The organism is Enterobacter sp. PL_is511, from assembly GCF_055816065.1.
In genome coordinates this window covers 1,352,182-1,364,682 of sequence record NZ_JBVPGP010000024.1, presented here as the reverse complement: position 1 = coordinate 1,364,682, position 12,501 = coordinate 1,352,182, and the positions used below count along the sequence as shown (strand labels likewise).

The window sequence follows — 12,501 nt, the reverse complement described above, 5'->3', positions numbered from 1 at the left end:
TCCCGTCTGAAGGGCGCATGATGAATGACGGTAACCAAAGTACGAAATGGTCACTCGTTGTTAATCGTAGCCTGTCACGCTAAGCTTAAATAATGACTAAAAATATGAACCCCCCATCAGCACGTGGTCCACTTGACCACGCTGTCAGAGAGCAAATCGTCGAAGCCGCTTTTGAGCACTTCGGTCACTACGGCTATGAAAAAACCACCGTCGCCGAGCTGGCTAAATCCATCGGTTTTTCTAAGTCCTACATTTATAAGTTTTTCGATTCCAAACAGGCTATCGGCGAGGTGATCTGCGCTAACCGCCTGGAGTTGATCATGGCGGCGGTGCTTTCCGCCATCAAGGATGCGCCGTCAGCAAGCGAAAAATTACGCCGTCTTTTCAAAGCGCTCACCGAAGCGGGAAGCGAGCTGTTTTTCCACGACCGTAAGCTGTACGACATTGCCGCCGTCGCCGCACGCGAGCAGTGGCCGTCGACAGAACGGTATGCAGAAAGCCTGATGAAGCTGATTGAGAGCATCATTATCGAAGGCAGGCAGGCCGGAGAGTTTGAGAGAAAAACGCCGCTGGACGAGGTCACACAGGCTATCCACATGGTGATGTGTCCTTTTATCAATCCCATCCAGCTACAGTACAACCTCGAAATGGCCCCCACCGCGGCGGTGCTTCTCTCTTCACTGATTTTAAGAAGCCTGGCCCCCTAAATTGTGACCATTGACATTTTTGGTCACTAGTCAGAGAATGCGGATACCGTCCTGTTACGTCAAAAAGGTTTCCCATGCTCAGGCTCACTTCAGCCCGCGTTGCCGTTTGTCTCCTGCCGTTTGCCCTGGTGGCATGCGGCGATATTTCCGCGAGTGACGATCCGCGCACAAAGCCACCGCTCGTCAGATCCGCTTCCGTCGAGCTTGCGAACAATACCGCCCGCGCCTTCACGGGCGTTGTGGTCGCGAGAACGCAAAGCGATTTGGGTTTCAGAGTTCAGGGAAAAATCCTTGAGCGACTGGTTGATACGGGGCAGACCGTCAAACAGGGGCAGCCCTTACTGCGCCTGGATCCCGTTGACCTGAAATTACAGGCTCAGGCGCAGCAGCGTGCGGTGGATGCTGCCCAGGCGCGTGCGCGAAAAGCCTCCAGCGATGAAGCGCGCTATCGCGGCCTTGTGGCATCCGGCGCCGTATCTGCCTCGGAGTATGACCAGATCAAGGCGGCGGCCGATACGGCCAGAGCCGATCTCAGCGCCGCCCGGGCACAGGCCAACGTGGCGCAAAACGCCACGGGCTATGCCGTACTGCTGGCGGATTCAGACGGCGTGGTCATGGAGACGCTCGCCGAGCCGGGTCAGGTCGTCAGTGCCGGACAGGTGGTGATCAGGCTCGCCAGAGCGGGACAACGCGAAGCGCTCGTGCAGCTTCCGGAAACGCTGCGCCCTGCCGTCGGCAGCGAGGCGCAGGCCACCCTTTATGGCAAAGAAGAAAACCCGGTCACCGCAACGCTGCGCCTGCTGTCTGACTCTGCCGATGCCGCGACCCGCACGTATGAAGCCCGCTACGTGCTGGATGGCCTGCTGGCAAACGCGCCGCTGGGGGCGACCGTCACGCTGAACATTCAGGACAATAAAGCGGAAGGTCAGGTCATGCAGGTTCCGCTGGCTTCACTCTATGATGCAGGAAAAGGTCCCGGCGTCTGGCGTATTTCCGCCCAGCCGGCAAAAGTCGCATGGACGCCCGTCAAGGTGCTGAGCGTGGGTGAAGACGCGGTGCAGGTTACGGGCGGCGTGAAGCCCGGTGAGAAAATTGTTGCGTTAGGCGCCCATCTTCTGCACGAAGGTGAGGTCGTCAGGCTTGCTAAACAACGCAATGCCGCCCTGACGGAGAACACGCCATGAGCGGAAGCCGCTTCAACCTGTCAGCGCTGGCCGTCCGCGAACGTTCCATCACGCTGTTTCTGATCGTTCTGGTCACCATTGCCGGAATTTACGCCTTCTTTGGGCTCGGACGCGCGGAAGACCCACCCTTCACGGTAAAGCAAATGACGGTGATAACCGTCTGGCCTGGCGCCACCGCGCAGGAGATCCAGGATCAGGTCGCCGAACCGCTGGAAAAGCGCCTGCAGGAGCTCAAGTGGTACGACCGTACCGAAACCTATACCCGTCCCGGCATGGCGTTTATCACGTTGTCATTGCAGGACAAGACCCCGCCCGCCGAAGTGCAGGAGGAGTTCTATCAGGCGCGTAAGAAGCTTGGAGATGAATCTCAACGTCTTCCGGCGGGCGTCATCGGCCCGATGATCAATGACGAATTCTCGGATGTCACCTTTGCCCTCTTTGCCCTGAAAGCGAAAGGCGAACCGCAGCGGCAGCTGGTACGTGATGCCGAAGGCCTGCGCCAGCAGCTTCTGCACGTTCCCGGCGTGAAAAAAGTGAACATTATCGGCGAACAGGCCGAGCGGATTTATATCTCCTTCTCCCATGACCGTCTGGCGACGATAGGGCTCTCACCCCAGGATATTTTCAATGCGCTCAACAGCCAGAACGCGTTGACCGCGGCGGGTTCCATTGAGACCCGAGGCGCGCAAATTTTTATCCGCCTGGACGGCGCGTTCGATGAACTGCAGAAAATCCGCGATACGCCTTTTGTTGCTCAGGGCAAAACGCTCAAGCTGTCCGACGTGGCAACGGTTGAGCGAGGCTACGAAGATCCCCCGACGATGCTGATACGTAATCAGCATGAACCCGCCCTTCTGCTGGGCATCGTGATGCGCGAAGGCTGGAACGGTCTGGCGCTGGGTAAAGCGCTGGATGCGGAAACGGCAAAAATCAATGATAGCCTGCCGCTTGGCATGTCCCTGACCAAAGTCACCGACCAGTCCGTGAATATTCGCTCGTCGGTCGATGAGTTTATGATCAAATTCTTCGTCGCCCTGCTTGTGGTCATGGTGGTGTGTTTTGTCAGCATGGGCTGGCGCGTGGGGGTGGTGGTTGCGGCGGCGGTCCCGCTGACGCTGGCGGTCGTCTTCGTGGTGATGGAAGCCGCGGGAATAAACTTTGACCGCGTGACATTGGGCTCCCTGATCCTCGCCCTCGGCCTGCTGGTTGACGATGCGATTATCGCTATCGAAATGATGGTGGTAAAAATGGAGGAAGGTTACGACAGAATCAAAGCCTCGGCCTTCGCCTGGAGCCATACCGCCGCGCCCATGCTGGCCGGAACCCTGGTGACGGCCATTGGCTTTATGCCGAATGGTTTTGCCCAGTCGACCGCCGGAGAATACACCAGCAATATGTTCTGGATTGTCGGCCTCGCCCTGATTGCATCGTGGTTTGTCGCGGTGGTGTTCACGCCCTATCTTGGAGTGAAGATCCTGCCTGCGATCCCCAAAGTAGAAGGAGGTCATGCCGCCATCTATAACACGCCTCGCTATAACCGTTTTCGCCAGCTGCTTGGCCGCGTTATCGCCAGGAAATGGCGGGTGGCCGGCGCTGTGGTCGCCATATTCATCCTGGCCGTGCTCGGCATGGGGCTGGTAAAAAAACAATTTTTCCCGACCTCCGATCGCCCGGAAGTGCTGGTTGAAGTGCAGATGCCCTACGGCACCTCGATAGCGCAAACCAGCGCCGCAACGGCAAAAATAGAAGCGTGGCTGGGTCAGCAGCCTGAAGCCAGAATTGTTACTGCTTATATTGGTCAGGGTTCGCCCCGCTTTTATCTGGCGATGGCGCCTGAACTGCCCGATCCGTCTTTTGCGAAAATCGTGATCCTGACGGACAGCGAGACGTCACGCGAGGCGCTCAAGCTCCGGCTGAGAGAAGCGGTCGCCAACGGCCTTGCGCCTGAAGCGCGCGTGCGGGTGACCCAGCTGGTGTTTGGCCCTTACTCACCCTTCCCGGTTGCCTGGCGCGTGACGGGTCCGGATGTCGAACAGGTGCATGACATCGCTGATAAGGTGAAAACCGTGCTCCAGGCAAGCCCGATGATGAGAACCGTCAACACCGACTGGGGGTCACGCGTTCCCGTATTGCATTTCACCCTCGATCAAAACCGCCTGCAGGCGACCGGCTTAACCTCCAGTGCTGTTGCCGAGCAGCTTCAGTTCCTGCTCTCAGGTGTGCCCGTCACCTCCGTGCGGGAAGATATTCGCTCGGTAGAGGTGATTGGCCGCGCGGCGGGAGATATCCGTCTTGACCCGGCAAAAATCGAGGGCTTTACCCTTGTCGGCAATGCGGGACAGCGCGTTCCGCTGTCTCAAATCGGCAAGATTGAGATTGGTATGGAAGATCCGATCCTGCGTCGTCGCGATCGCACCCCGACGATAACCGTGCGGGGGGATATCGCTAACAATCTTCAGCCACCGGATGTGTCGGTCGCCATCATGAAGCAGCTCCAGCCGATTGTTAATGCGCTGCCGGCCGGATACCGTATCGACATGGCGGGTTCGATTGAGGAATCGGGCAAAGCCACGCAGGCCATGTTGCCGCTGTTCCCGATCATGATTGCCCTGACGCTGCTGATCATCATTTTGCAGGTGCGCTCAATCTCAGCGATGGTGATGGTGTTCTTAACCGCTCCGCTGGGGCTGATTGGCGTGGTGCCTGTACTGTTGATTTTCAATCAGCCGTTTGGCATCAACGCGCTGGTCGGTTTGATCGCCCTTTCCGGCATTCTAATGCGCAATACGCTGATCCTGATCGGTCAAATCGATCATAACCAGAAGGACGGTCTCGAGCCGTTCCAGGCGGTGGTTGAAGCGACGGTCCAGCGCGCACGCCCGGTCCTGCTGACCGCCATGGCCGCCGTGCTGGCGTTCATTCCCCTGACGCATTCGGTGTTCTGGGGCACGCTGGCCTGGACGCTGATCGGCGGGACGTTGGGCGGGACGATCATCACGCTCGTCTTCCTGCCCGCGATGTATGCGATATGGTTCCGGATCCGCCCTGTGGAACAACGCGTGCAGCGCCCCGCAGAAAGCGTGTAAACTACCATGAGTAGATAACAGTTTTGAGGAAAGTATGGTTGTTAAGCGCTTAAGAAAAGAGGACCGCCGCGTGCAGCTGCTCGAGGTTGCGCGCGGAATCGTTCGCCAGCAAGGCACGGAGGCATTGACGCTTGGCTACCTGGCCGAGCGGGCCAACGTGACCAAGCCTATCCCCTATGACCACTTTGGCGATCGTGAAGGGTTGCTGATGGCGCTGTACCAGGATTATAGCGATCGGCAGCTGGCGAAATTCCGTGAGACGCTGGCGGTCGACAGCAAAACGCTGGAAAAGACGATCCGCTTTTTCAGTGCCGCCTATATCGACTGCGCCATTACTGCCGGGCCTGAAACCGGGCCAATCGCGGCTGCGCTGTCCGGTTCCCACGCGTTGCAGACGTTTCGTGAGGCATGCGTGGCCGAATGTGCCGACTGCCTGCGTACCGCGCTTTCCCCTTTTATCGTCTTAAAAGGCGTTCAGGGGGAAGCGGTACTGACGGCCATCATTGGCGCGGCGGACGCGCTCAGCACCGCGGCGGGCAACGGCGTACTCGCCAGAAATGTTGCGGAAGATATGCTCAGCGGCGCCATGACCGGCGTGCTGGAGACCTACGCGAATAGCACAAAATGATCGTCGGGGGCGGATTGACACCTAAGTTACCAATAGTAATATAGGTATCACTTCTCCCCCATTCTGAGGTCGCTATGTCTGCTATACCAGCCATTAATAACGCACTGATCGTGACGGCTCACCCTGTCGACAATTCATTATCCCATTCGCTGGCAACCCATATTGCCGGAAAATTACGCGAGCAAGGTACGCAGGTTGAAATCGCCGATCTGCATGCTGAAGGGTTTAATCCGGCCATGTCTCGCGCCGACCTTGATTTGTATCACGGCGATCCGAGCGCCCTTCCCGACGATATTCTGCGCGAGCAGCAGCGCGTCGAGCGAGCGGATATGCTGGTGTTTGTCTTCCCCGTGTACTGGTGGTCGGTCCCCGCGCTGTTGAAAGGCTGGTTCGATCGCGTATTAACCCTGAACTGGGCGTATAAGGTGGCCGACGACGGACGGATTGTGGGCAACTTACGGGATGTTCCCGTCCGCCTGATTGCCACTGGCGGCAGCGATCTCACCGGATTTGATAAACACGGCTATTCGACGGCGATTCAGACGCAGATTATCGAAGGCGTATTTGGCTTCTGCGGGTTGAAGAACGTTAAGCTCGATATCCTTTACCAGGCAGATACGGCGACGCCTGAGCAGGTTGAGGATTTCCTGAAAGGGCTCGGCAGTATTCAATAATATCATCCCGGCGCAACGCTAACGTTGCACCTACTGAAGTTGGTGTATTGAAGAGAATCTCTCACCAGCGCTATAACTGTACGCGATAGTTACGCTAACAGCGAAATAAACAAAGGTCATTGCATGTATCAGTCAGTTCAGCCAACAACCACGCTCACCACCACCGGAACCTTCGGCGGCGTGAGTGTATCTGTAGCAAACGACTGACAAACAGAACCTCAATCCCCGCCACTCTGGACGGGGAAATATCTCTCCGTTCACCACCCTCTGAATGGAGAAATAAAATGGTTTCGTCTGACAATGCACTCCTGGTTATCGACATGCAGCAGGGCCTCTTCCGGTGCCCGGTTTCCCCCTGTTCCGCCGATGCCGTTCTGGAAAATATCCGTTTGTTAATCACCCACGCGCGACGCGCGCAGGTGCCCCTCTTTTTTGCCCGCCATATTGGACCAGACGACTCCCCGCTCTCAGAGAAGGGTCCGTTAACACAGCTGATACCCGAGCTGGGCGTGAAGGAGCAGGATGTTGTTTTCACCAAGCGCTATCCCAGCTGTTTTAGGGATACGGTATTGCTACGAGAACTTAATCAGCGAGGTGTCAAACAGCTGGTCATTGCCGGGATGAAAACTGAGTTTTGCGTTGATACGACCTGTCGGGCCGCACCGGAGCTGGGTTTCAGGACGGTATTGATTTCTGATGCGCATACCACAATGGATAATGACTATTTATCCGCCAGCGACATTATTACCCATCACAACAGCACCCTGGCAGGTCCGTTCGTGACGCTGTCGACTGCCCGCGACTGGCATTTTAATAGGGCGAGTTGAGCTGGCGGGTTCGTCTCTCTCTTCCCCGGTGCGCCTTTGCGCGCCGGGGACATGAGTGCACAATTACAGGGAAAAACCACCGTCACCCACCTGCGCCTGAGCGTACCATTTCATCAACTCCGCGCTACCGGGTGCGTTCTCAGCCGGTGACCATGGGGCGGTATCGTGCTCAGGAACGGGCTGGTAGCCACCGTGTTTTACCTCAAAAATAACGCCGCCTTTATCCAGCGACAGCACGGCATGCCAGGTACCGGCATCCATCTCCAGCACTTTGCAGTCTTCACCTAACACCACGCGCTGGGTCACGTTACCGCTGTCATCAAAATTCAACACCAGAAAGCGACCGCTCAGCGCCGTCAGCAGTTCAAACGTGTGCGGGTGGCGATGGGGACGAACATAGGTACCGGGTTCCATCGCGATGGCCAGGCGCTGCACCGGGTCGCTCAGCTCAGGGTGTAAATTGCGATGGGCGCGTAAGCGAGGAGAATTTGCAGCCTGCTCGCTTTGTTGCTGCAGGTCACTGAAAGTAATTTGTTTCATATACACCTTTGTGAATGGGGTCATCTTACGGCAACCCGATTGCCGCAAGACGTTATACCATCCTGAACGGTTGATGGGCGATGGCATTTGTGAAACAAATCGCTGCATGGATAAGCTTTCATATCCCCCGGCAGGAGGATCATCAGTAGAACTGACATGAAAATCGCCATCCCCCTTCTGATGACCGGTGAAAGTAACCGATACCATTATCCGCCCACATCCAGTTTACTTTTTCTTCCGACCCAACCTGAAAAACAAAATCGTCGATTCCCACACCGTGTTGTATCTCAGCCGGAAATCCCCCGACCTTGGTTCCCCTGTAGCGATTAAAGTCCTCAAAAAAACTATCACAGGCCTGCTCATCATCATTTACGCAAGAGAGATCAATAATGTCCCAGGCATCTTCCCATCCAGGTGCATCGTCAATGACACTCAGCCATTGAACAGGAAACGCGCGATACGGCGTGTCCAATTCAGGCAATAACTGAAGCCCTTCAAGGGTGGCATACTCGCGGATTAACCATCCTTCACCGTGCGGTTCGTCAAAGGGATGTTTTTCCAAATTGTGGAATAACACCAGAAGGGCTATCCCCTTTAACTGGTCGGGAATAACAGGAAGCTCGTCGACCCGAATCTGAAGAAGCGGAAACATCGGCTTGCCCTTCCAGGTGGGTAATCCTTCATCTGCAAGAGAAACGCCCTTTAGAAACCAGGATGTCATGGGATCTTCAGACGGCCGGAACCCACCTACCTGCGCGACCGATGCGGGTCTTAGTTTGGTCCGGAGTTCTTCTAAAACTGATGCACTCTCGAATTTCATGTTTGCTCGCTTTGCAGACTCTTTCTGCGTAGAAGTTTTACCACTCATTGTAAGGTAATCATCAGGCTCTAAGAAACGCATAGGATATTAAACCCTATGTTGAGTAAAACTCACATTGATTCCCACTATTTATCGTTTTTCAAAAGTGACGCCCCTGAAATACCATCCATTCATCCCTGGGATAGAAAAAATAAATAATACCAAGCCTGTATGGAGCACCTATGACACTCGATGTTTTATTCCATGTAATGAACATTATCTCGCCTCATAAATTTAGCGCCCAAGCAAATGTGCATGAGTTGATAACGTTACTTTCAACAGAAAAAGAAAGCTCAGAAGCGCTTTCACCTTTCATCCACCGACTGCACCTCCTCTCTTTCGCCCAAAGCAATCCGGGCAACGCCAAAGAGTTGCTCTCAGCGCATTTACCAAAAGAGGATGGGATCCTTCCGCTGCTTGACTTTGCGCAGTGGCCAAAGGTGCATTACGCCGCGTCAGGCGAAGCTCAGACGCGTGAATCCGAGGAGTATTTCCGTGCCATGACCTCGGCAGCCAATCTGTTACGCACTGCGCTGATCGATGCTGAACGTGCAAAAGGGACGCCTGCGCTTTATATTCTCGATAAATTATTTAACCTGAACAGCGCCCTGCCGGAAAGATATAAAAAGATGGCGAATATTCCCTACGCATAAATATGTTCAATATGCGGGATACCCCATAATAAATATTCCGCTATTTATTAAACCCGCTTTTCATTGTAATCAAGACAGACGATATCCAAAGAAGGCACCACCGGCGCGTTAAGGTTAAGCCACGCCAGCAGCCGTTCAATACTCTGTCCTCTGAGCGAATTTTTGGGCCAGACAAGGTAGTAACCGTCCCCTGTTGCTATCGCCTCCCTGAAGGGCAGCCCGAGCAGGCCGCTTTTCAACGCGTCGAGCGTGAGCCGGAGATCGGCCATCGCCACGCCGTGTCCGTGCATGGCCGCAAGGCTTGCCTGCTCCAGGGTGTCGAACACGATCCCACCGCTCATGTCGAGGCCGGGAAATAGGCTCGTCCTTTTCAGCCAGCGCTTCCAGTCCCGTCTGTCCGGTGACGGATGAATAAGATCGCATTCTGGAAGCTGATGCCGGGCAGGCTCCAGTAAAGACGGCGTACAAACCGGAATAAGCCATTCGCTGAACAGCAGTCGACTCTCAGTTGACTCGCCGAAATAACCGTTACCGAGGAGGATCGCACAATCATAAGGTTCTCGACTGAAATCAACCGTGTCGAAGTCCATCCAGACGCTGGCAATTTCGATTTTCGGCTTCGCGTGGTTCTCGCGGAAGGATTTAAGCACATCCAGAAGCCATCGCATCGTCAGCGAGCTGGGCGCTTTGAGGCGCAGAAGGTGGTTTTCGCTTTTGAATGCGCGACAGGCCCACTCAATAGTCGAGAAACTTTCGCTAAGCTGCCCGGCCAGAATGCGCCCGGCGTCGCTGACCTCCACTCTCGGCCCCTGTCGTTTAAACAATTCGCAATCGAACCACATTTCCAGCGTCTGGACATGCCTGCTGACCGCCCCCGGCGTGATATGGAGTGTTTCAGCCGCTTTGCTGAAGGAGTTCAGCCTTGCGGCAACTTCGAACGCGCGCAGCGCATACAGTGGCGGTAAAGACATACATTCCCTTTTTGTCAGGTGTAATCATGCAGTTTTTGTATTATCGGCACTCGGTGACGTTTCACCCCATTCCTCAGCCGGAAACGTCAGCAGCAGCCCCCTGAGCAGAGACTCAAGCTGCGCGCGCTGCGCCTCAGAGAGGTTTCTCAGCAGCGCATTTTGCGTTTCCGTGTGCACGAGCAGCGCCTGTTCGATACGAGCCTGCCCGTGCGGCGTCAGGCTGACGAGCGAGCTGCGCTTGTCATCAGGATCGGCAATCCGCCTGATAAGGCCTTGCTGTTCAAGATGGTTGAGCCGGTTCGTCATCGCCCCTGAAGTGATCAACAGGGATGTATACAGCTGCGTGGGCGAAAGGCAGTACGGCTCCCCGGCGCGGCGCAGCGTGGCGAGGACGTCAAACTCGCCCTCGCGAAAGCCAAACGGCGCCATGGCCTGCGCGCGTTCTTTTCCCAGGTGCTTCATCAGCCTGAGCATTCGGCCAAAAATTTTCATCGACGAGGCGTCCAGCTCGGGCATGGCGCTGCTCCACTGGCCGACAACGAAGTCTACATGGTCTTTCATTTTCACCCCGGATGGCGTGGCAATTTATCGAGTTGTGCGGTACATCTTACACAAAAACAGATTTTATCTTAACGTTAAGATAAATGCTCGCGGCAATTTGCCTGGGCCATTCACAACCGAAAAGGATGCCATGTTGAAACGTACATCACCGTTACTCTTCGCCGTTATCGCTTTTATCGTCGGGCTGAACCTGCGCCCCATTCTGGCCTCGGTCGGCCCTCTTTTCACCGTGCTGCAGCGCGAAGCGGGGCTGACCGCGACGCAATTCAGCCTGCTGACTACCCTGCCGGTGGCGATGATGGGACTGGCTGCCCTGTGTGGCCCCAGGCTTTTAGCCAGGATCGGTGCCGTCAGGGGAATAATGCTCGGGCTGTTCATCCTGCTGGTAGCCTGTTCATTACGCGGTTTTAGCACCTCGCTGACGGGTTTGATGGGCACCGCGTTACTGGGCGGGGCCAGCATCGGCACGATCCAGGCGTTAATGCCTGCCCTGATAAAAAAGGCGTATACGCAAACGGCCAGCACGATCATGTCGCTATTCAGCACGGGCATTATGGCCGGTGCGGCAGTCGCCGCCGCCAGCGCCGAGCCGCTGTTTTCATGGCTCACGCTCAAGCCCGCGCTGGCTATGGCAGGCGTGCTTGCGCTGCTGGCGCTGATGCTGTGGTTACCCCTGGTTAAGCAGCCTCAAGGGGAACAAGCAGCACATGAATCCGTTAAGCTCTCTTCCTCCCGGACTGGATTACTTCTGCTCTTTTTTGGCGTGGGGACGGGTGCCTACACGCTGGTCTTAGCCTGGCTGCCCCCGCTCTATATTCAGGCTGGATGGTCCGCACGCAGCAGCGGCTATATGCTGGCCTGGCTGACCTTAACCGAGGTGGCCGCCGGGTTTGCCGTCTCCGCGCTGATCGGTAAATTCCCCGACCGCCGTGTTCCGCTGATAACAGTACTGTTACTGCTGCTGGCGGGATTACTGTGTCTGGTCTTTGCGCCGGGCACCACGCCGGTCTTATCAACCTTGCTGCTTGGCATCGGTATCGGCGCCCTCTTCCCGCTGTCGCTTATCGTCACGTTCGATCATGCGCGAACGCCCGCGCAGGCCGGGAAGTTACTGTCTAAAGTTCAGGGAGGAGGATATATGATCGCCGCGCTCATGCCGCTAGTTGCAGGGATCGTTCGCGACAGTTCGGTCTCGCTGACCAGCGCATGGCTGGTGATGAGTGCAGGAGTCGTGCTGTTGATCGTTATCGCGTTCACTTTCAAACCCACCGTGAACGTGCAGGCGCGGTGAATGCGATACCAGAATTGAGAGTCGTATTTCAGACGGCTCTACGCTAAATTCCATCATTTCAGGCTATTAAGGAGTGGATATGTCGCAGACGTTACCGGGAATTGATGTCATGTTCGTCGCCGGGTTCGGGCCCATTTCACAGGATACAGCGTCCAGCACCGCGTTTTATATCCAGACTCTCGGACTACCGCTGAAGCCGATGGTGGGCAATGCCGATTATCTGCTCACTGAAGAGGGACGCTTACCGGGCGTGAAGCATTTTGCCGTCTGGCCGCTGTCACAGGCGGCAACGTCCTGTTTTGGTGAAGCGCAGTGGCCCGTGGAGCATCCGATACCGCAGGGATGGATTGAATACGAGGTGCAGGATCTCGATTCCGCTACCCGTGTTTTGAGTGAAAAAGGCTATCGGTTGTTGATCGCCAACCGCACAGAACCGTGGGGGCAGACAGTCACTCGCCTGCTCAGCCCGGAAGGTTTGCTGACCGGTCTGACGATTACGCCGTGGCTGCGTGGATAGAGG

General features: G+C 55.9%; 13 protein-coding genes. 9 read left to right on the top strand and 4 right to left on the bottom strand.

Features of this window, described 5'->3' with window-relative positions:
• Window positions 1–92: 92 nt before the first annotated feature.
• From AC0TN7_RS22130 to AC0TN7_RS22105, 6 genes are all read left to right on the top strand, one after another.
• The gene (locus tag AC0TN7_RS22130) at window positions 93–707 is read left to right on the top strand and encodes a TetR/AcrR family transcriptional regulator (RefSeq protein WP_024908014.1); all 615 of its coding nucleotides are present in this window, start codon (window positions 93–95) and stop codon (window positions 705–707) included.
• Between the two features lie 74 nt (window positions 708–781).
• On the top strand, window positions 782–1,891 hold the full coding sequence (locus tag AC0TN7_RS22125) for an efflux RND transporter periplasmic adaptor subunit (RefSeq protein WP_032647017.1): 1,110 nt from the start codon (window positions 782–784) through the stop codon (window positions 1,889–1,891).
• Window positions 1,888–4,977: an efflux RND transporter permease subunit gene (locus AC0TN7_RS22120; protein ID WP_463726662.1), complete on the top strand. Its 3,090-nt coding sequence runs from the start codon at window positions 1,888–1,890 to the stop codon at window positions 4,975–4,977. The genes AC0TN7_RS22125 and AC0TN7_RS22120 overlap by 4 nt, the downstream gene beginning before the upstream one ends.
• Before the next feature lie 34 nt (window positions 4,978–5,011).
• Window positions 5,012–5,605, top strand: coding sequence for a TetR/AcrR family transcriptional regulator (locus tag AC0TN7_RS22115; RefSeq protein WP_048993121.1), 594 nt, complete (start codon window positions 5,012–5,014; stop codon window positions 5,603–5,605).
• A gap of 74 nt (window positions 5,606–5,679) precedes the next feature.
• Window positions 5,680–6,279, top strand: coding sequence for an NAD(P)H-dependent oxidoreductase (locus AC0TN7_RS22110; RefSeq protein WP_148769421.1), 600 nt, complete (start codon window positions 5,680–5,682; stop codon window positions 6,277–6,279).
• Between the two features lie 284 nt (window positions 6,280–6,563).
• Complete coding sequence (locus AC0TN7_RS22105) at window positions 6,564–7,106, top strand: cysteine hydrolase family protein (protein WP_463726661.1); 543 nt, start codon at window positions 6,564–6,566, stop codon at window positions 7,104–7,106.
• Window positions 7,107–7,169: 63 nt separating this feature from the next.
• Here the strand turns inward: AC0TN7_RS22105 and AC0TN7_RS22100 are convergent, their stop codons facing one another.
• Both AC0TN7_RS22100 and AC0TN7_RS22095 read right to left on the bottom strand, forming a co-directional pair.
• On the bottom strand, window positions 7,170–7,646 hold the full coding sequence (locus AC0TN7_RS22100; RefSeq protein ID WP_024908020.1) for a WbuC family cupin fold metalloprotein: 477 nt from the start codon (window positions 7,644–7,646) through the stop codon (window positions 7,170–7,172).
• Between the two features lie 142 nt (window positions 7,647–7,788).
• Window positions 7,789–8,514: a DUF1963 domain-containing protein gene (locus AC0TN7_RS22095; RefSeq protein ID WP_230581854.1), complete on the bottom strand. Its 726-nt coding sequence runs from the start codon at window positions 8,512–8,514 to the stop codon at window positions 7,789–7,791.
• Between the two features lie 173 nt (window positions 8,515–8,687).
• Here AC0TN7_RS22095 and AC0TN7_RS22090 point away from each other — a divergent pair, with 173 nt between their 5' ends.
• Window positions 8,688–9,158, top strand: coding sequence for a hypothetical protein (locus AC0TN7_RS22090; RefSeq protein ID WP_473702464.1), 471 nt, complete (start codon window positions 8,688–8,690; stop codon window positions 9,156–9,158).
• A gap of 47 nt (window positions 9,159–9,205) precedes the next feature.
• Here AC0TN7_RS22090 and AC0TN7_RS22085 read toward each other — a convergent pair whose 3' ends face one another.
• Window positions 9,206–10,129 (bottom strand): LysR substrate-binding domain-containing protein, encoded by a 924-nt coding sequence (locus AC0TN7_RS22085; protein ID WP_248164365.1) that lies wholly within the window; start codon window positions 10,127–10,129, stop codon window positions 9,206–9,208.
• 24 nt (window positions 10,130–10,153) lie between these two features.
• On the bottom strand, window positions 10,154–10,690 hold the full coding sequence (locus AC0TN7_RS22080; RefSeq protein ID WP_048030625.1) for a MarR family winged helix-turn-helix transcriptional regulator: 537 nt from the start codon (window positions 10,688–10,690) through the stop codon (window positions 10,154–10,156).
• A gap of 130 nt (window positions 10,691–10,820) precedes the next feature.
• Between AC0TN7_RS22080 and AC0TN7_RS22075 the strand changes: the two genes are divergently transcribed.
• Together AC0TN7_RS22075 and AC0TN7_RS22070 are read left to right on the top strand one after the other, a co-directional pair.
• The gene (locus tag AC0TN7_RS22075; RefSeq protein WP_473702463.1) at window positions 10,821–11,981 is read left to right on the top strand and encodes an MFS transporter; all 1,161 of its coding nucleotides are present in this window, start codon (window positions 10,821–10,823) and stop codon (window positions 11,979–11,981) included.
• Window positions 11,982–12,060: 79 nt separating this feature from the next.
• Window positions 12,061–12,498 (top strand): VOC family protein, encoded by a 438-nt coding sequence (locus AC0TN7_RS22070; RefSeq protein WP_048993107.1) that lies wholly within the window; start codon window positions 12,061–12,063, stop codon window positions 12,496–12,498.
• Window positions 12,499–12,501: the final 3 nt, after the last annotated feature.

Excerpts from the sequence above, each read along its gene's own strand:
- AC0TN7_RS22090 (WP_473702464.1), top strand. The coding sequence starts at position 8,688 with ATGACACTCGATGTTTTATTCCATGTAATGAACATTATCTCGCCTCAT.
- AC0TN7_RS22070 (WP_048993107.1), top strand. The coding sequence starts at position 12,061 with ATGTCGCAGACGTTACCGGGAATTGATGTCATGTTCGTCGCCGGGTTC.
- AC0TN7_RS22120 (WP_463726662.1), top strand. The coding sequence starts at position 1,888 with ATGAGCGGAAGCCGCTTCAACCTGTCAGCGCTGGCCGTCCGCGAACGT.
- AC0TN7_RS22105 (WP_463726661.1), top strand. The coding sequence starts at position 6,564 with ATGGTTTCGTCTGACAATGCACTCCTGGTTATCGACATGCAGCAGGGC.
- AC0TN7_RS22075 (WP_473702463.1), top strand. The coding sequence starts at position 10,821 with ATGTTGAAACGTACATCACCGTTACTCTTCGCCGTTATCGCTTTTATC.
- AC0TN7_RS22085 (WP_248164365.1), bottom strand. The coding sequence starts at position 10,129 with ATGTCTTTACCGCCACTGTATGCGCTGCGCGCGTTCGAAGTTGCCGCA.
- AC0TN7_RS22115 (WP_048993121.1), top strand. The coding sequence starts at position 5,012 with ATGGTTGTTAAGCGCTTAAGAAAAGAGGACCGCCGCGTGCAGCTGCTC.
- AC0TN7_RS22080 (WP_048030625.1), bottom strand. The coding sequence starts at position 10,690 with ATGAAAGACCATGTAGACTTCGTTGTCGGCCAGTGGAGCAGCGCCATG.
- AC0TN7_RS22095 (WP_230581854.1), bottom strand. The coding sequence starts at position 8,514 with ATGAGTGGTAAAACTTCTACGCAGAAAGAGTCTGCAAAGCGAGCAAAC.
- AC0TN7_RS22100 (WP_024908020.1), bottom strand. The coding sequence starts at position 7,646 with ATGAAACAAATTACTTTCAGTGACCTGCAGCAACAAAGCGAGCAGGCT.
- AC0TN7_RS22130 (WP_024908014.1), top strand. The coding sequence starts at position 93 with ATGACTAAAAATATGAACCCCCCATCAGCACGTGGTCCACTTGACCAC.
- AC0TN7_RS22110 (WP_148769421.1), top strand. The coding sequence starts at position 5,680 with ATGTCTGCTATACCAGCCATTAATAACGCACTGATCGTGACGGCTCAC.
- AC0TN7_RS22125 (WP_032647017.1), top strand. The coding sequence starts at position 782 with ATGCTCAGGCTCACTTCAGCCCGCGTTGCCGTTTGTCTCCTGCCGTTT.